This window comes from Sphingobacterium sp. UBA5670 (assembly GCF_002420705.1).
In the GTDB taxonomy this organism is placed as follows: Bacteria; Bacteroidota; Bacteroidia; order Sphingobacteriales; family Sphingobacteriaceae; genus Sphingobacterium.
The window spans coordinates 600,190-619,310 of record NZ_DIIM01000021.1 but is presented as its reverse complement, the minus strand read 5'-3'; the positions used below and the strand labels follow the sequence as shown (position 1 = coordinate 619,310).

General features: G+C 45.2%; 11 protein-coding genes. 3 read left to right on the top strand and 8 right to left on the bottom strand.

What is annotated here, in order from left to right:
* The first annotated feature begins 9 nt into the window (after positions 1–9).
* Genes B3C94_RS20595 through B3C94_RS20585 form a run of 3 tightly spaced genes read left to right on the top strand, consistent with a single transcriptional unit; the run spans position 10 to position 3,436 of the window.
* Positions 10–816: a DUF4843 domain-containing protein gene (locus tag B3C94_RS20595; RefSeq protein ID WP_293907250.1), complete on the top strand. Its 807-nt coding sequence runs from the start codon at positions 10–12 to the stop codon at positions 814–816.
* 1 nt (position 817) lies between these two features.
* Positions 818–2,269 (top strand): PKD-like family lipoprotein, encoded by a 1,452-nt coding sequence (locus B3C94_RS20590; RefSeq protein WP_293907248.1) that lies wholly within the window; start codon positions 818–820, stop codon positions 2,267–2,269.
* Positions 2,270–2,299: 30 nt separating this feature from the next.
* Positions 2,300–3,436 (top strand): TlpA disulfide reductase family protein, encoded by a 1,137-nt coding sequence (locus B3C94_RS20585; RefSeq protein ID WP_293907246.1) that lies wholly within the window; start codon positions 2,300–2,302, stop codon positions 3,434–3,436.
* Between the two features lie 125 nt (positions 3,437–3,561).
* Here B3C94_RS20585 and B3C94_RS20580 read toward each other — a convergent pair whose 3' ends face one another.
* The 8 genes from B3C94_RS20580 to B3C94_RS20545 all read right to left on the bottom strand — a co-directional run bounded on the left by B3C94_RS20580 (position 3,562) and on the right by B3C94_RS20545 (position 18,791).
* Positions 3,562–4,413: a sialate O-acetylesterase gene (locus B3C94_RS20580; protein ID WP_293907244.1), complete on the bottom strand. Its 852-nt coding sequence runs from the start codon at positions 4,411–4,413 to the stop codon at positions 3,562–3,564.
* 85 nt (positions 4,414–4,498) lie between these two features.
* Complete coding sequence (locus B3C94_RS20575) at positions 4,499–6,229, bottom strand: RICIN domain-containing protein (RefSeq protein WP_293907242.1); 1,731 nt, start codon at positions 6,227–6,229, stop codon at positions 4,499–4,501.
* A 30-nt stretch (positions 6,230–6,259) separates the two neighbouring features.
* Complete coding sequence (locus B3C94_RS20570) at positions 6,260–7,945, bottom strand: endo-1,4-beta-xylanase (RefSeq protein WP_293907240.1); 1,686 nt, start codon at positions 7,943–7,945, stop codon at positions 6,260–6,262.
* 23 nt (positions 7,946–7,968) lie between these two features.
* Positions 7,969–8,997 (bottom strand): DUF5627 domain-containing protein, encoded by a 1,029-nt coding sequence (locus B3C94_RS20565; RefSeq protein WP_293907238.1) that lies wholly within the window; start codon positions 8,995–8,997, stop codon positions 7,969–7,971.
* A 13-nt stretch (positions 8,998–9,010) separates the two neighbouring features.
* Positions 9,011–10,771 (bottom strand): RagB/SusD family nutrient uptake outer membrane protein, encoded by a 1,761-nt coding sequence (locus B3C94_RS20560; RefSeq protein ID WP_293907236.1) that lies wholly within the window; start codon positions 10,769–10,771, stop codon positions 9,011–9,013.
* 24 nt (positions 10,772–10,795) lie between these two features.
* Complete coding sequence (locus B3C94_RS20555; RefSeq protein WP_293907234.1) at positions 10,796–13,675, bottom strand: SusC/RagA family TonB-linked outer membrane protein; 2,880 nt, start codon at positions 13,673–13,675, stop codon at positions 10,796–10,798.
* Positions 13,676–13,702: 27 nt separating this feature from the next.
* A complete protein-coding gene (locus B3C94_RS20550) occupies positions 13,703–15,598 on the bottom strand; it encodes a RagB/SusD family nutrient uptake outer membrane protein (RefSeq protein ID WP_293907232.1) in 1,896 nt (631 codons plus the stop codon).
* Positions 15,599–15,608: 10 nt separating this feature from the next.
* Positions 15,609–18,791: a SusC/RagA family TonB-linked outer membrane protein gene (locus B3C94_RS20545; RefSeq protein WP_293907230.1), complete on the bottom strand. Its 3,183-nt coding sequence runs from the start codon at positions 18,789–18,791 to the stop codon at positions 15,609–15,611.
* Positions 18,792–19,121: the final 330 nt, after the last annotated feature.

Sequence of the window (19,121 nt, the reverse complement as noted above, 5' to 3'; positions counted from 1 at the left end):
TGATCAAAAATGAAAAAAGATACTTTATTACTCCTGTTACTCCCGCTGCTGCTGCTGTGCTCTTGTAAAAAGGCCGGCTTAACGACTTACGACAGGGCAGCAAATGTTTATTTTGATCTGAGCGATGCGGATCGAGATAGCATTGTCTACACGTTTGCCTATGATATGACCAAGGCACAGGATACGGTTTTTATTCCCGTCAAAGTGATGGGGTATCGTGATCAGCAAGCACGGCATTTTGAGGCCTTCGTGGAAAAGGATTCATCAACGGCCCGTGCCGAGCTACATTATGATGCGCTGAAATCCGAATATACACTGGAAAGCAATGCCGGCCAGGCTCTAATTCCAATCATCGTACACAATATCAGTGAACTTGAAAATCAATCTGTATCACTGCTCGTCAAACTGAAAGCAAGCGATGACTTTGGTGTTGAAAATCCCGCGCTAATACGGGCACGCATTATTATTTCGGCCCAATTGGAGCAGCCAGCCTGGTGGGCGATGTGGCTCGACAATTATTCGCGAGTAAAACATCAGCTCTTCTTAATTGTCACCGAACAGCGTTCGCTTTCCATGGTGGGACTCGATGCACCCAAGAATCTTTACTTTGCAAATCTGCTGCTCATGATGCTCAACGATCCATTTAAATGGGTCAAGGATCATCCTGAAAAAAAATACGTATTGAACAGCAAAGACAACGGGCAAACCTACCAGTTCTACCACCTGGACAATCCCAGCCGAAGTATCCTCTTACGAAAAAATAGCGCTTCGGGTAAGTATTATTTTATAGATGAATCAGGAAAGGAAGTCAGATAAGATGAAAAGAGATGTAAACAAATTAAGAGCAATACTATTTGCTGCTGTGTTGTCTTTAACTTTATTGGCTTTGGGCAGCTGTTATAAAGACAAGGGGAATTATGTTATCGACATGCCCGGAGGCCCTCAGGTGACCGGTTTGGATACCTTGTATGAAGCTTCGGTAGGAGACAGTCTTATTATAGCGCCCAAAATTACCGGCATTGATGCGGCTTCCGTTAAATGTAATTGGCGGATCGATGTGCCTGAAGCAATTGTCCCTGAAGCTAACCACTATGAAGGGGCTGCGCTGCGTATCGTTTTCGGGCTGCAGGCCAAAAGGTATACAGCCCGGCTTACGGTGACCAATACCGCCAATGGAATGAAATATTTCTACAATTTCAAAATTCAGGGAACGACAGCCTTTTCGCGTGGATCACTTGTGCTATCTGTTCAAAACGGCGTCAGCAAACTCTCCTTTATCAAACCCGATAATACTGTACAACCCAATATTTATGAGGCGATCAACGGCGAGCCATTGCCTCCTGATCCACTGCATATCCATTACCTGAAAAATCAGTTCACGGGAAACACACCTCTGGGGTATTGGATTATTTCCAAACAGGCAGGTGTGCGGCTGGACGTGAACAATCTGGTCAAAGAAGCCGTAAAACCAGGGACCTTGCACGATAACTTTTTTCTGGCTCCATCGACGATTGATGTTGGAAGCCTGATTGCCCATCCGCAAGGCGTAATGATGGGTGTTATCAATGGCAAATTTTATGGTGGAACCACGAATACCTGGGATCAATCGAATACCTACGGGATGTTTGGAACATATGCGGACGGAGATTATGAGTTGGCTCCGGAAATTATTTTGACCGCGGTAGACAACAATTTTAGCGTCATCGCTTTCGAAAAGAATAAAAAGCAATTTGTACGCATCAATATTTATGGAAGTCCAATGTATTTCGGTACGCAATATAGTCCAGTCAATACTGAAATTTTTGATCCGACAAAGGTGGGTATGGATTTGATCCGAATGGTGCAGATCAATAGCACGGACACTTATGCGTATGTGAAAGATAGCAACGGGAACATTTATGAGCTGAAGTTCAATGCCAACTTTAATGGACCTTTTATGATCACTGCGGTACACAAAAGACTCTTTTCAAAAAAGGAGTGGATCAATGAGCGAACCAAGATGGTGGCGACCCGAAATGGCTATATCTACGTGGCCTACAAAAATCAGGTATTTCGCTACAATCCGCTCAATCAGCAGGTGGAACAGTTAAAAGCAGCAATCAAATCGGATATCGGATTGCTCAAATTGGATGATGATGAAAGTACCCTGATCGCAGGTGGAGAGGGCGCACTTTATTACATGGACATTCGAGTAGGGCAGCAAGGTGAGCTCCTCAAAACAATCGACGGTATCCCGGGAAATCCTGTGGACATGACCTGGCGTAAATAAAAAAATAAAATAATATCTAATCATATAAACATGAAAAATTTAAAAATAGTGGCATTGGCATTTTTACCCATGGCATCCTTTGCACAGCAAGCAAATTTCCAGATCAATGGAAGTGCACCAAAAGCTTTCAATGGTAAGAAAGTGTATCTGGACTATACAAAAGATGGATTTCCGGCATCGGATTCATCTGCTATTGTGAATGGCAAGTTTAGTTTTAGCGGGACGGTAGAGGAGCCTGCTTATTCAAGAATGGTTTTTGATCAAGAGGGTAAAGGAAAATTGATCGCACAGAATATCGGTGACCGTTTATACTTTTATTTGGGTAATGAGACTTACAACATGACCATCAAAGATTCGCTGCGGACGGCTGCAGTAAAAGGGTCTCCTTTGCATAATGCGTATGTCGCTTATTTGAATGAAATCGGTGGCGGTTTTATGGATATTATTGATGCTGGGAATAAAGCTTTTGCTGCTGTAGATAAAAATGCGCCTGATGCCAATGAACAGTACAAAGCTATCCACGAAAAGTTTGAGGCAAGGTTTGAAGCACGCCGGGTAAAGGAACTTGCATTTGCAGCAAAAAATCCGAGTTCAATTTTTGCGGTGGATGCGCTTATAGATGCGGCCAACAAACGTAAGCTCAGTGAGATCGAACCTTTATTTTTGAAGCTCTCGAAAGAGGTGCGTCAAACGACGAATGCGCGGCAGCTGGAAGCACGCTTTTTGGCTGAGCGAAGTGTGAAAATTGGAAATAAAGCGCCTGATTTTTCTCAGCCGGATACAAATGGGAAAATGATCAAGGTATCCGATTTCAAAGGACAGTATGTGCTGATCGATTTTTGGGCAAGCTGGTGTGGTCCCTGCCGTGCGGAAAATCCTAATTTATTAAAGGCGTACAACAAGTATAAAGGTAAGGGACTGGAAGTCCTTGCGGTATCCCTAGACGATACAAAAGGAAAAAATGCCTGGATAAAAGCGATTAAGGATGATGGTCTGCCTTGGATCCATGTTGCGGATCTGAAGGGTTGGAGCAATGAGGCGGCGGTATTGTATGGCGTACGTGCTGTGCCACAGAATTATCTAGTGGATCCGAAAGGAAACATTGTCGCTATCAATATCAAAGGAGAACTGCTGCATCAGGAATTAGCCAAAATTTTTGGGAACTAAAGGTCAAATGCAAGCTCATTGACCCGAGATTGGAATGCTGATACTGTATACGAAAGATACACGTTGATGATCTTCTCTAAACGACGGGGTAAATATTAAAGCTAGGGATTGAATCCCTAGCTTTTTTATTGCCGTGTTTTCTTCAGGATCTTAAGCATGCTGCTCGCATAATTTTTGCCCAGTTGCCTATATCCGGCTGGACTAAAGTGGAGTCCATCGCCAATACCGCCACAGCCTGCTGAGGAGACAATATGAGCGGTCGGCAGGGTGGATGGCAGTGTCTGGATGATACTGTTCATACTTGCACATTTCCCACCGTCTGCTGCAGAAAGTAATTCTCCAGCCAGTAGAGGAACATTTTCTGCTTTGAGCTGCAAATCATTCAGCAGGTTCTGATAGACCTTTTTTACTTTGTTGGGCCAATCGCGATCTCCGGTATTGGATTCGCCCTGGTGAAGTAGAATTCCTTTTATAACGCCTCGTTGCTGGGCAATTCTGGCCAATGCCACGAGTTTCCTATAGGGGTTGTTGTCATAGGCGGCGAGCATGGACTTCATCCAGTCTGGTGCTTTTGCAACATAATTTGCCGTACTATCCTGATCGAATAACTGGATATGGCAGCCGCCAACAGAGACATTGATAACAGCAATCTCGATATTTTCTGGAAGGCTGTCGACCAGTGTCCGGCCAAAATAGTCTGCAGGGGTAAGACCGGTATGGCAGCGTGTAATCGGAGGCTGGGCAGGATACCATTTGCCTGATTGACGTCCTAATTCGGGGCAGTCTACAGCTTCCAGAAGATGAAAACGTTTGACGGGAAGGGTGTCCTGTGGTTCAAATTTGCCGTGTCCTTCCATATTGGATTGTCCAAAACAAAGGTAGATATGGAAATTTTTATTTTGGGCAAAAGCAGCCGTAACCGTTAAACTGTAAAGCAGTATAAGAAGCCGGAGGATTTGAGAAGATTTTTGTCGCATAGTGATTTTTGAATCTGTATGTAAAAAAGTATTCGCGGTAAGCTATGCTTACCGCGAAAAAGAGGAGGTCTAGTTTATCTGAGGTTTAGTTCATCGCTATAAACTTGAATTTGAACAATTGGCAAGATGTACCGTAATAATCCCACAGCTGCAGGTTGGAGTTTCCATCCATCGTACAGTTGGGTACATCCCATCCACGTGTGGCATCCACTTTCGACAGGATTTTAGAATAGCCATTGGCTACTGCCAGCACCTGCCAAGCTTGTGCATCATTGTTGTAGTTCTGCCAGAGGCGGATGGAAGTGCCGAGGGTATTGCTGTTGCTGGCCAGATCAATGCAGCGATTACTTGCGCTAGCTTTGGAGACAAAACGCCAGTAGCCATTGCCGGCATCGATAGCAATCCAGCGTTGTGCATTTGCACCATTTCGGGTCCAGGGTCTGAGTACAGCGCCGTTGGTGTCTTCCCCTGATTTTAAATCAAGGACTTTGTTGGCATCGGTCTGAAATTCGATTTCGTAAATACCGTTATTGACCAGGCTGGTAACATTGCAATTTGAACTGGGATAATTGGAGGCGGCATATTGCTGAAACCATTGTTTGCTGGGAGCAGCGCAGGCCTCCCAATCGTTATTGAAGGCAGTACCTGCATTGGGATCGCCTTTGTGAAGCAGGTCGTCGGGGGCGAGAAGATTCCAACTCACATTGCCGGATTGATCGATGATATATTTGAAATTGGCACCAAAACCATTGCCACCGGCAGTACCTGTGGAGCCTGTGCCGAAGGTGCCATATCCTTGCGGTGCCCAGTCGGTCTCCGTAATGGCGATTGGTGCAATGTCAGCAATAGGTTTAACATTGGTATTCCAGGCATTTTGAAAGGCCTGATAGGTATTAACGCCACCCCAATACCCGGGATAAATATGTACAGCGTACCCGATGTTGCCACCGGTAATTTGATTACTGACATAGCCTTGGTAATGAGACTGCCAGCCGGTACCGGGTATCCAGCATACATTGTTGGCACCGTTGTTACGGATAATATTGACCAATGGCTGAAAGAAATTTTTAAGTGCAGCAAAATGCTCGTTTCCTGTTGTTCCCCAGGTACCATTTGTGCCCAGGATTTCAACAGGTTCGTTGGCCAGCTCAAACATCACATTATCGGCGTTCTTCAGTGCAGGGTGCTGTGACAGAAAAGTCCATACGGTTTTGAGATAAGTATGATAGGCATCATTGACCGCAATACGGTGCGGACATACACCCGGAGGGCGCAAGATGACATACATACCCCGACTGCGGGCATGGTTGATCAACGGAATAATGACTTGGTCGGTATACGTAACCAAGCGATTGTAATTGAACCTTGAGATGTCATCTTCGGGAATAGGTGCACCAGGATCGTTGGTCCAATAAGGATCGATATGGAGACGAATATAATTGAGATACCAACCGTCGGCCGCACTGCTGAGTTTGTCAATGACGGCTTTGTTGTAATTGAGTGCTCCTTGGACATTGTAATTGTCCCAGGTGCAGTACCCCGAGTTGGCTCCATACTGACAGCCATTGAACCAGGGGCTTGGCGTAATGGCTACCCCATGCAGGACAATATTATTGTCGCAGGGATCCTTGAGGTACTTTCCGCCTACATGTAGGGTCGGTGTCGGCCGTGGCCAGCTTGTGACAGCTTGCGCAGAAACATTGGACTTCAGACTTCTTTCGGATTCGCTGGTCAAGATTTTTTCTTCCAGCCGCGAACAGCTGGAAAGAATGGTTAATAAAAAGACCAGCAGTAACCACATTTTGTTTGTTCTCATAATTTAAATATTAAAGGGTGATTAATGATCTTATTTTTTAGCCTGCAATGCTTCAGCGACAGACTGATAGGCTGGCTTTCGAACGAATCCTTCGGTCCATAAACCGATCGGTTCTCCACGCCGCCAGAATGAATTCTCTTGGTCAGGACTGTCTAATGGACTCCATATGGTAATACCATATTGTTTGTTCTTGGGAATGATCTCGAGATATTTCTCAACAACAAATTTGTATAAGTCCGCTTGTTTCTGATACATTTCAGCTGTTGCATTAGTAGTCTTAATACCTGTGCCAAGCCCGATATCTAACTCAGACACTTTGATGAACTTGCCGGTGGCCGCCAGCAGCGTAAACATATTGACGATGTTGTCTTTGTTTGTATTGATATCGATGTGCATCTGTGTGCCGATACCATCAACCTTGGCGCCTTTGCTTTCGATGTAGCTGACATAGGCGATCAGCCCTTTACATTTGTTGCCGCTGCCTTCTAAACCGTAGTCATTGATGAATAGGAGGTCATTGGGATTGCCATATTTGCGGGCGAATTGAAAGGCCTTCACGGCATAATCCTTACCTAAGTAATCCTGCCAGTAGAATTCGTCATCAGCCAGATCGGTTTTTCCGATTCCGGTCTTTAAGGCATATTGGTCTGGCCAGTCGGACATCGGCTCGTTGACTACATCCCAGGCTTTGATATACCCTTTGGTTTTCTCCAACATCCCGGCAATAAATGTCTCCAGTGCTTTTGTGAGTATGGCTTCTTTCTCGGCAGGTGTTTTCTCGATTGTGCTACCTCCCGGGCTGCCATACCCTTCACCATTGGCGGACTGTGCTCTGGAGGAGTTATTTCCCCAGCCAAACCAACCATCGATATTGTTTTCAAAATCACTGTTGGCGATAAGATTAGTCGAACTGCCTGTTTTTGTCAGCACAACCTTGTCGATGAAAATAGTGCCATCGTATTGACCAAAATTGATAATAAAACGGTTGCGTGCAGCAGTTGCGGTGACTTTAAGTTCGTATTCTTTGTAGCTTGCTGTTAATGCCAAAGAGCCCATATTATCACCGGTATAATTGGAAGTGCTCTGCAGATCAATACCAATATTGCCTGTTTTGCTACCCCGGGCCACAATCTTCAAAACATACTCTTTACCCACTTCCGTAGGGGTAACGTCATAGGCTGTCTGTGCTTCCCAGGCATTGACAACAGAAGGATTGCTCATTTTTAGTGCATGTCCCGCTAGAGCTGGTCCTCCAGAACCTGGTATAATGACAGGAGCAATTAACTTATTCAGGTAGGCGGCATTCTGTCCCGAATGCCAGCACAGCGTGTGGCCATACAGTGCCATGTTGTTTTCCTGTGCAGCTGTGATCAGCTGTTCTACACGAGATAGGTTCAGGCTTCCGTCCGCCTGCACAATGGAGCCATGCTTCATTTCATAGCCCATGACCATTTCTTCAAAATTGCGGTTGGCCAGACGGTAGAGGACCCCCTTGTTAAAATAATCGTTCATATTGAGGGCTACACCAAGCTTAAAACCCGGACTTGTCTGTTTATCTAAATAACTTTTCAGGGGATTGTAAGCGTTTATATCTTCCTGCGCCAGCACTTCCTGCGGTTTATCGACGGCAAATTCCAATGGTTGATATTTGGTACAGGAACTCCAGACGGTGCTGAGCGAAAGTAGGATGACGATAGTTTTATTGATTTTTTTCATCGTTGTTCATGGTTGAATTGATACTACTTTTTGATGGGGGTAAAAGTTTCCATTTTTACGGACCTGTCCCGCATCACGAGAGTATCCTTGCTTGTGACGCTCATCTGTGGCATTTCAATCGCATAGGAAAGATAAAGTGCGTCTCTATCCGTATTGCCCCAGCTGTTTTTTTCGCCCCGTTTGACAAACTTTCCTGTTCCTGTAGCAGATATGCCGGCAGTTGCCGAGCTGATGCTGCACGTATTGTCGTCATCAAAAGTTAAGTCCAGATTAACATTAATATTGACGTCATCAGTCCCTTTAAAAGATAGCGGTAACACCGATTTCTTTAGCGCTGCTGTCGTGACGTTTTTGACTTCGTCTTTTTCGACATAAGCCTGATGTCTGACAATATTTTTAGTCAAGCTGCTGTTGATACCTTTGCCGACAATTTGGTCGGTGCCCCGACGTAGGTAATTGCCGTGCCAAGGATTTATATATTTGAGGGCGTAGAAAATAAAATCTTTTGGTGCAACATCCCAATCGGATACAATAGCCCTATTGGCATTTTGTAGGGAAGTTTTGCCGGATAGGATGGAATCGGCGTTGACGACTTTTGACATGCGTAAGGGCAGTACGTAGTAGGTTTCCAAGGCTTTGGGATCGGCAAAAAATGCGTCGGTTAGCTGTACCTCAACGCCGCTTGTTAGACTGCCACTTGGAATAGTGATCTGGTTGCTGGCCAGTTGATAGTAGTTGGTCGGCAATGGTGTGACCGGCTGTCCACCTGGATAGCTGAGACCATTTGTGAGGCTATTGTCGACCACAAAATCGATACGGATGTCTTTGCTGTTGTTGTACACCCCGCCTGTAGTCGCCATGACTTTGACCTTATGCTGATTGTCGAGGCTGTTGTCAATGATGTCTTCGCCCAGTGTTACCGTTCTGACAGGTGTCTGATAAGCGAAGTATACCGATTGAAATTCGAAGTCTGGGAACACCCAGTCGTTATTTTTGCAAGACGCCAGGCTTACTAATGCGATTGCGTAAAGGAGATTGATTTTTTTCATCATGTGCGTATTAATGTTAATTCCATCCCGTATTCTGTACAAGGTTGCTATATTTAAGTACTTCACTATATGGGATCGGACCGTAGTACATATAGGTTTCGTAAAGTCTATTTTCAACCGGAATTTCCGTGTAGCTGTTGTTATTTATGCTGATTCCTTTTGCAACAACATTGATATCCATCTTCCAGCGGCGGAGGTCCCAAAACCGAAATCCTTCAAAGCAGAGCTCCAGTCGGCGTTCGTTGCGGATGAGCTGCCGCATTTGATCTTTATTGTTTTTTACTTGCTCCAGGTAGGGATCGCCATTGTTGGTGCCGACACCGGCACGTCTGCGAATAGCTTTGATGATATCGTAAGCAGAGAACGTAAAGGTCCCCATGCCAGTAGGTCCCCAGGCTTCATTAGCTGCCTCGGCATAAGCCAGATACATTTCTGTCATCCGTAGGCGGACATTGAAATGCATTTGTTGGGTCGGGGATGATGGATTTAGATTAACATCCTGGCGTAGGAGTTTTTTGAGATAATAGCCCGTTCGTGTAGATGTTTCGACCTTATTTAGCCCATCGTTGGTTGGACTGTTGGCAGTGGTATTGATCGCTGTGCTGCTGACACCTGCAGTTGCTCCATTGACAATAATATAAGTCTTCAATCTAGGATCCCGCTTATCATAAGGATTGGCTTTATTGTAGGCGGAATTGGCATCTCCAATCGGATATCCATTTTCCATGGGGAAGGCATCGACCAGGTTTTGTGTGGGATTGAGTCTTCCTTTTCCAAATAAAGTTGGCGGAAAATGGTCTTGTTCCATGCTATTGCTATTTCCTTTGTCGGTACGCCAAAGGATTTCGGCGGGATTTGATCCGGAGGTTAAACCGTCGACTACATCTTTATTGTACCAGGTAAATCCTTTAGGATCGATGCCAGTGGGGCCGCCTTTGGCTTGGATGACCTGTCCGGCATAGGTGGCCGCTTGCTCCCAAGTCGTTTTGCTGCCCTCACTGTATGCTGGACTTGCAGCCAACAATGCTGCTCTGGCGCGGATCGCCTGTGCGATGCGTTTGGTCATCCGGAGTTTGAAATAAGATCCGAATACGCGATTGTAATCGTCCTTATTGATCGTTCCTTCATATTTGGCCGGGATCTGACTATCGGCGCTGATGTCTTCATAATCCATCGGCAACAGGTCTTCTGCTTTTTTGATGTCATCGTAGAGCTGTTGCATGCAGGTTTCAAATGGTGCCCGTGTATGGTTAAAGTCCGAATTGATGGTTTCGGGAGTCAGAAGGATGGGGACACCCATGATTTCTCCGGTACTTGATTTCCCAGCATGTGCCTGCAGCAGGTGGAACATAAATAGCGCACGAAGGCCATATGCCTCACCTTTCATCCGGTCGTTGAATAGGATGCTGACCTTTGGATCCAGGGCCCATTCCACCTTATCGCTCAGGGATAAAAAGTTGTTGAGGTATTGCAAAGCTGCGTAACTGTTGCGCCATTGGTCGAAAGGGTTGTTTATGCTTGTCCATTGCCCCGTGGCTGTTTTAAGATAGGTGTTGCTTTTATCGTTGCTTACTGCATTGTCGGTGGCAACATCATCAAAGCTATAACTATTGCCCGGAACACGGTTGTACCCGTTTAGGAGCAATCCTTGGGCATAGAGGGGACGGCTGTTGGCCGTTTCAATTTCAAGATTATTCTCTAGAGCCGGCTCAAACATATCTTCACAGGAGGAAAATAGTAAGCTACTTAGGATGGCTATGGTTAGTATTCTTTTCATCATTCTCGGTTTAAATATTCATGATTAAAATAGTGCCTTGAGGCCGATGTTGAAAAAACGCATCTGCGGTGCTTGGCCAATATTGAGTTGCATTGTTTCCTTTTCTTTTGCAATCGTCAAAAGGTTGGAGCCCATGGCATAAATACCCAGTTCGTGGATAAATTTGGAATTGAATAGACGCTTTGGGAAATCATAGGAAAGCTGCACTTTGGACAGGTTGATGCGATCGGTCTTATAAAGCCAAAAGTCTGAGCTTCGGAAATTGTTGTCACTGTTGAACGTCGTAAGGCGCGGATAAGTTGCGGTTTCCTTGGTTGACTCAGTCCAGCGGTCACGTACCACCACCGAATATTTGTCTTCTCCGTCGACCCAAAAGTATGCACTATTTTTCATGGCTTTGGCTCCAAACTGGCCAGTGGCAGCAGCAAACAGCGTAAAATTGTTCCATTTGACGGTCAGGTTGCAACCTAGGGTCAGTGGGGCACCAGCCCATCCAGCTTTACCCAAATAGACCTCGTCGCGGGTGTCAATGGTGCCATCGCCGTTTTGGTCTTTATACTTGATGTCTCCGGGTTTTACCTCTCCGAATGAGGAAAATGCAGCATTGTCTATGTCGGCCTGACTATTATAGAACCCATCGTTTTGTAGTCCCCATATAGCATCCAAAGGTTTTCCGGCCCGATTCTGATAGGCGAATTGATATAATTCGTCACGTTGCACAGCCTTTGTCGAGTAATACATCCCATTGAAACCCAGTGATACAAAAGCTTGGTTTATTTGTTTGTTTAGATTGATACCAAGGTCGACCCCGCGGCGTTCGTCACTGTTGTAATTGATGTAAGGAAGATCCGAGTAAACAGGCCAATAAGTCATAAAATACATCGGATACTGTGTTGCCGCCTGCACAAGGCCACCGCTCATCCGATTAAAAAAGTAAGAAGTATTGAAGGTGATTAAATTGTCGTAAAGTCCGCCTTCAAGGTTGACGTTAAATTCCTTGCGTTTAGGAAACTTCATGTTAGGATTGTCTCCGCGACGTCTATCAAAAGTATGGACGAGGTCGCCATCGCGCCAGCTATACCAGGCAGCATCGTTGTACGTGTAGTATCCCTGATAAAGATAATAATCGGAGATGTCCAGGTCGGTGTTTAAGATACCTGCAGAGGCGGATAATTTTAACTCATTGACAACTTTGCTGTTGGCGAGAAAATTTTCTTTTGACAGGCGCCAGGCAAGTGCTAACGTTGGTGAGAGGGCCTGACGGTTTCCTTGGGGCAATTTGGCCGAATGACTATAAGCGCTACTAAAGTCAACATAATATTTATTCGAATAGTTGTAGCCCAACTGAAGTCCGAGGTTGGCATTGCTGATTTTGTGGTAGCTTCCGGAGGCAGCGATCTGAAACGCATTCGCCAATAGGATCGCCGAAACATGATGGTTGTTATCGTAGGTACGGTTAAAGTTTAGGGATCCATTAAGGCCGATGGTCTGCCTATAGGTGCTACCACTGATGTTTTGTATGCCGGATATACGATCATCACCATATTTTGTCAGGCTACTTATGAGGTCCTTTCCGTCGTAGTTGTTCCACGAAGCCTGATAAACCGCATAATTGTTGTTATAGGATTGGTTGTAATTTGACTGATAATCTACCGCGAGATTGGTTTTGAAAACGAGGCCTTCCAGGATATTTTTTAGGTCAAAATTCAAGCCTGTATTAAATTGAAACTGCCGGTTAAGATAGCGGTTTGTACCTCCGGCGTAAACATTGGCAAAAGCATTGGTCTGATCCAGTTGGCTTCCGCCCAGCAGGTATTTGCCATCAATGAGAAAATTACTGTTGTTGACATACACCATGGAGTTGACATCGTTCTCTTCGATAATATCAATCGGGATGAGGGGGGAGAAGCGATGTGGCCGTCCCGTGGCCGCCGCCCCCCAATAGTCCGTATTCACCCCTTTAGAAATATAAAAACTGGCGGCAGCATCTACATTCAGGGAGATCAGATCATTGACTTTAACGTCAATGTTGCCGCGCATATTAAATCTATTGGCGCCCCCATTTTTTTTCGCCTGACCAAAATTGAGCAGGGAGCCTTCCGACCAAAACCCAAAGTTGGTATAGTATTGCGCGCGCTGATTGCCACCGGAAATTTCTGCGGTTGCATCGTAACGGTTGTAATGATCTTTGATGTAGTCCGAGGCGTAGTAATCGACATTGGGATAACGATAAGGATTTGTTCCGGCGGCATGCTGGTAGATAGTTTCGGCACTATAAAGTGCAGAGAGACCATCATTCTGCCGGGCCTCGTTGTAGAGTGTCATATATTCTGCTGAGCCCAGGTATTTTGGATAACTGATTGCTGTATTGATACCACTATTAGCTCTAATTTTAATTTTCTGATCGCCAGCTTTTCCACGTTTTGTGCTTATGCTGATGACGCCTTTGGCTGCCCGGCTACCATAAAGGGCGATGGCATTTGCTCCTTTTAGCACACTGATCTGATCGATTTCTGTCGGCATAACGTTATTGGCGTCGCGTGGAAATCCATCCACTAAAACCAGATAACCGCTCATCCCCCAAATATTGCCATTATAACCAGCAATAAAGGCGTCTAAATTCTCCAGACTGTAGGTGTTGTAACTCTTGTCGAGTAACTGCGGGATGTTGATGGATTGTACATTACCCATCAGGTCTTTTTTCGGCACTTTTCGGAAAGCGACCTGTACAAGCGTTGTACTGTCTATGCCGGTACTATCCGGACGAGCGGCTGTCGAAAATGCCGGGAATCTATTTTTATACTGTCCAATGGTTGGATTAAAGACTTCTGTGGCCATCCCATCGGTGACCGCTATGCAGCTTAATCCAAGACATAGTGCTATGCTTAATTTTTTGTACTTCATTTTTTGAATGATTAAATGAAAAACTTGTTACCAGCCTGGGTTCTGATAGAACTCGGGATACATGTTGACATCTCTTACCTTTAGGGGTAACCAGTAATGCTTGCTTGTAAATTTGCGTTCCAAAAGCACATTTTCTTTGATGTTGACAATGCGGTTTTGGGATGGATCTACGGTATTAAAGGTCCCTGCCCGATCAAAAGAAACTGATTTTTTTAGGGTGTAAGGAGATTCGGTCAATAACAACCAGCGTCGAAGATCATTAAAGCGATGGCCTTCAAAGGCGAGTTCCACAGCACGTTCTCTCTGTAGCTCGGGCAATAGTGCAGTTGCTGAACTTAGAAATTTAGCATCCACATGGCCTACCCCGGCGCGATCCCGAACGATGTTGATGGCGTCTACAGCTGTTTTGTTATAATTGTCTGCTTTGCCCGTGGCCGAGTTGGAAGCCATCATCGCTGACTCGGCATACATCAGATAAACATCAGATAAGCGCATGTAAGGCACATAAATATGAAGATTGGTGCCATAATTATAGGCTTGATCGTATTTGTTTGCTGTTATAGGGACAAATTTGCGTAATACATAACCTGTCTGGCTGCCGGACTGGATATCTCGGTAGCTTCCATTGCTGTAGAGGTTGGCGTAACGGTTTTTCTCGTCCTGCGTATTTCCCTGAACGACTTTTGTTCCGTCAAAGATGATATCCTTATAAAAACGTGGATCCCGGTCTTTCCAGGGGTATTCGGCATTGTAACCTGACGCTGCATCGGACTGGGTGATGTCTTTGATCGGTAAACCGTTTTTCATGCCATAGTAGTCCACATAATTTGCTGTTGGGATAAACTTCAGAGCATCCCCATCGGAGACGACCAGTGGAATATATTGTTTACTGGTACCATAATTGGATACCCATGCATCAATATAGGGACCTCTGAATATTGCTTCTGTGCTGCCCGGCATGGCCCAGTTTTGTCCAGTTGTGTAAAAATTAAAATGAATATTGTCCATTGGAACGAGGGCGTAATTCGTTTGTCCGCTCTCGACGAGGGAGAGCAGTTCGCCAAAGGCTTGGGCTGCCTTTTTGCAATAATCGGCATGGTAAGCTTTAGTTCCTGTCGACTGAAAATTCATCAAAGGACTTCCCGCCCAGAGGTAGTTTTTGCCGAGATAGGCTAGCGCCATGATTTTATTGATGCGCAGCTGGTTTTTTCCTAAAGTCCGCTTTCCGGCAGTGGTATTGTCCCAATCAATCGGTAAGAGATTGGCTGCTTCTCTAAAATCGGCCGCAGCAAGATCCGCACAGGCATGGTAACTCAGTCTTGGCAACCGAAGCTTTTCGTCGCTGGGAAGTACATAATTGATATAGGGCATTCCGCCAAAATATTCCATCAGGCGGTGGTGAAACCAGCCTCGGAAAAATAACAATTGCCCCTTGATCAGATTTTTCTCTTCCGGTGTAGCTTCGGTCAATTTGTCAATATTCTCTAATCCGAGACTTACTTTTCGCAGACCAAACCAGGCTGCACTCCATAAATCGCGAAAAGCGCGGTTGGCAAAGACATCCCCGTTTACTGTGGTAAAATCACCTTGATCCATCCAGCCGGAGCCCCAGCCGTCGGATTCTCTTTGCCAGCCCCAGAAATTGCCGTTGTCGATTTTGTGGACGAAATGATAATTGCCAGCCGTTGAGGTCATTTCATCCTCGCCCCAGTTCCAGGAGTTGGTCCAGTAATTATTACTGAAGTTGACAACACAGCTGTAGAGCTCTTCCGTATATCCCTGGAAGTTAATAAAGTTTTTAAATGCTTCTTTGGAGGACACATTGGACTGCTCTTCTTTGTCTAAATATTTTTTACACGAGAGTAGGGAAGAGGAAGACCAGATCACACCAGCTATAAAGATTACCTTGAAATACTTTTTCATATGGGAAGGGTTAAAATGTAATGTTTGCACCTAGATTAAACCGCTTTACAGTCGGGTAGGCTCCCTGTGAAGCCCAGCCGGTACCAGCATAATTGGATTCACGGTCATCCGGCATTTTGGACCAGAAAACTAAGTTATTTCCATTGAGGAATACGCGAAGATTTTGAAGTCCCATGCGTTTGATGATGCTGGATTCCCGGTTAAAATTGTAAGCAATTTCGGCTGTTTTCAGACGGATGTATGAACCATCAAACATATATCGACTACCGGGTGTATAGGTGCTCGATTGCGATAGCCAGCGAGGCAGTGGTACATCGGCATTGACATTGTCTTTTGACCAATAGGAACCTTCGTCGTAAGCCAGGTTTAGCTGGCCAGAAAAGCTGTTGAAAACAACCTGACGGGTGACATTATTGACGGCATACCATTGTGTCATGACACTGAAATTCTTCCAGTCGAACCCAATCGTACAATTGTATGTGTTTTGTGGAACCGAAGGGAAGGCGTAAGGGATGTTATCCTTAGCATCGATAATACCATCCCCATTATAATCGAGTATATGATAATTGCCGGGTAGTTTGGCTAGATCATTACTTTCGTGCGCAGTACTCGAATAAAGTTCGTCCCAGGTATTATAGTAGCCTGCACTGACGTACGAGTAAGTCTGATTGACCTGTTTATTGTCTGGTTTCTGGTATTCAGGTAGCAATTCGGGCGCATCGGCATTGATGACTTTATCCTTGGCGTGGGTAAAGTTGATATCCGCCCATATTCTCGAGTCGACATTGAGCTTTCTGTTGAATTTTAGCTCAACCTCAAATCCTTTGTTTTGAACTTTGCCGAGGTTGGCTGTTGGTGCCTCCATCCCAAAATAGGAAGGGATGGCCCTATTGGCGCCGCTGATGAGAACATCTGTCCGCCGGTCCCTAAAAAAGTCGACCTTACCGCTTATCTGGCTATTGAATAGACCAAAATCGAGTCCGACATTGAATTTGTTGACTTTTTCCCAACGGATATTTGGATTACCGAGCGCACTTTCCTTGTACCAGACATAGGGGCTGGTATTGCCGTCGGAATAAGAGTAGCGCCCCTCAACACCCATGCCGGCGGTGCCGCCATAAGCCCATTGGGTTAGATATAGAAATTGCCGCCCACCACTATCGTCACCGATGTCACCGTAAGAAGCACGGAGCTTGAGCATATTCAAAAATGAAACCGGCTTCATAAACTCTTCTTCGCTGACTAACCAGCCGAGACCTCCTGAGTTGAAAAAGGCAAATCTGTTATCAGGACCGAATTTTTCTGATCCCGTATAGGCGCCATTATACTCGAGCATATACTTGTTTTTGTAATTATAGGTTGTCCGGAATACCCAGTCCTCACGATAGGAGGGGATCATACTTCCTGTACCGGTTTGATTGCGGTTGAAAAGTCCCATCGCGGTAATGTTATGGTCTTTGCCAAGGGTGGTTGTATAGTTTAATTGCAATTGATAGAACAATCTTCTGTAGGTGGACCAATCCCTGACTTGTCCGGCGCCGGTTGTCCAGTTTATACCTTCGACAAAATCAAACCTGTTGGTACCGTCGAATGCAATCTGGTAGGTTGGCAGTCCCGTATTGGGATCTATCCATTTACTTTGTGTGCTATTGTTGGCGTCATTGATACCCCGGCCACCTTCGACAAAGGTATTATCCAGTGAGATCGTTCCGCGAACGTTGAGGCCCTTCGCTAAAAACTTGAGATCTTGTTCGAGTGTAAAATCCGTCGTAATACGGCTTGTGGTTACATATTCAGTACCGCTGATCGCCAGCACGCGGGCGGAGTTTATTCCTGCTTGCGTGTTTAACACATAGTAGCCCCATGTTCCATCGGCGTAACGTGGATAGATAACGTCAGGTGCTACGGTATAGGCCGCAATCCAATACGAATAATCGTTGCCACCGCCCCATGGGCTTTTTTTGACACCACGGGATCCTGCCAGGTTGGTGGAGAATTTAGTTGTGGGGGTGAGCTGGAAATCCAGATTGGAACGTACATTCAGACGGTTAAATCCGTAACCGGCTTTATAACCGCGTGCATTTTCGAATTGACGGAACATATCGCCTTCGTAAAGAAAATCTGCATTGGCAAAATACTTGACAAAGGGTGTACCACCGGCAATATTGACGCTGCTATTTTGTGAAAAAGCTTGGCTCTTAAATAATTCTTTTGCCCAGTCCGTATTTACATAGCGTTCGCGTTCTGTCTGGTCGGCAGGAAAACGGTATTTGTTGATGATATCCTGTGGAAGATAGTTGGCCCAGCTGGCAGGTGAGATGCCTAATTCATTTTCGATAACCTTGTTGCGCAACATCAGGGCATCATATGAATCCATTTTACCGGGAAGCTGCGAAACTGTTTTGATGATATTGTTGACAGTACCACGTATCAGCATCTGCCCTTCCATACCACGTTTGGTGGTGATTAAGATTACGCCATTGGCTCCTCTTACACCGTAAACAGCGGTTGCTGATGCGTCTTTGAGTACGGAGATGGTTTCAATGGAACTGATATCAACGGCAGATAGCGGTCTTTCTACACCATCAACCATGACTAAAGGATCGGTATTATTCCAGGTACTGCGTCCGCGGATTACAATACGGGGATCTTCCTCTCCGGGCATTCCGGTACTTGCTGTGGTTATTACTCCCGGCACGTTGCCCGTCAGCGCAGCCCCTACACTCGAAACACCTCCAGCACGCTCTAAAACTCTGCCTGAAGTCTGGGCGATGGCTCCAACGACGGTTTCTTTTTTCTGACGGCCATAACCGACAACAATTGTTTCTTCGATTTCAATCGATTTGTCGATCAGCTGTATCTCTACGGTATTCTTATTGTTGATGTCGACTTCAATTTGACCATACCCCAGCTTGGAAATGGTCAATAAGTTTTTATCCGCAGGTACTTGAAGGGTGAAATTGCCGTTGTCGTCACTAGCTGTAGCCAATGAAGTCCCCTTTATCTTAATGGACGCGCCAGCGATCTTTTTATGGTTGCTATCGACTACAACACCTCTTACCTGTCTTTTGGTCTGAGCATGTAGTGTGGACTGTCCCATATAGATCAGGAACAGCAGTAAAGTAAATGGCTTAGCTATACCCCATAGCTTTTTCCAATGCCTTACTAGTGTGATTGTAAATGTAATCATCATAGCATTTGTGGATTGATAAATAGGTTTAAAAAATCTTGGTTAAATTTTCTTGAATTTGTTAGGTAGACTAATACCTGTATTGGGCTCATTTTTGATAAAAATAAACGCCATTTACGGACCGTTTTGTGCTGTCATATTTTGTTTAATAATTGGTTAATTTTTCCGATCTTCACGTTGCCGCAACCGGTTGCATTGTTGGTGTGTAATTTTCCCATGATAGGGAAACCTTTCAAAGCAGTTTATAATTGTAGACCAAAGCTAGCCAATGTAAATTTTGACGGATAGCAAGAATGTTTAAATGAAGGATAAGAATGTCAAAAATGACCGGCA

Coding starts and splice junctions, on each gene's coding strand:
- B3C94_RS20595 (WP_293907250.1), top strand. CDS start 10: ATGAAAAAAGATACTTTATTACTCCTGTTACTCCCGCTGCTGCTGCTG.
- B3C94_RS20590 (WP_293907248.1), top strand. CDS start 818: ATGAAAAGAGATGTAAACAAATTAAGAGCAATACTATTTGCTGCTGTG.
- B3C94_RS20585 (WP_293907246.1), top strand. CDS start 2,300: ATGAAAAATTTAAAAATAGTGGCATTGGCATTTTTACCCATGGCATCC.
- B3C94_RS20580 (WP_293907244.1), bottom strand. CDS start 4,413: ATGCGACAAAAATCTTCTCAAATCCTCCGGCTTCTTATACTGCTTTAC.
- B3C94_RS20575 (WP_293907242.1), bottom strand. CDS start 6,229: ATGAGAACAAACAAAATGTGGTTACTGCTGGTCTTTTTATTAACCATT.
- B3C94_RS20570 (WP_293907240.1), bottom strand. CDS start 7,945: ATGAAAAAAATCAATAAAACTATCGTCATCCTACTTTCGCTCAGCACC.
- B3C94_RS20565 (WP_293907238.1), bottom strand. CDS start 8,997: ATGATGAAAAAAATCAATCTCCTTTACGCAATCGCATTAGTAAGCCTG.
- B3C94_RS20560 (WP_293907236.1), bottom strand. CDS start 10,771: ATGAAAAGAATACTAACCATAGCCATCCTAAGTAGCTTACTATTTTCC.
- B3C94_RS20555 (WP_293907234.1), bottom strand. CDS start 13,675: ATGAAGTACAAAAAATTAAGCATAGCACTATGTCTTGGATTAAGCTGC.
- B3C94_RS20550 (WP_293907232.1), bottom strand. CDS start 15,598: ATGAAAAAGTATTTCAAGGTAATCTTTATAGCTGGTGTGATCTGGTCT.
- B3C94_RS20545 (WP_293907230.1), bottom strand. CDS start 18,791: ATGATGATTACATTTACAATCACACTAGTAAGGCATTGGAAAAAGCTA.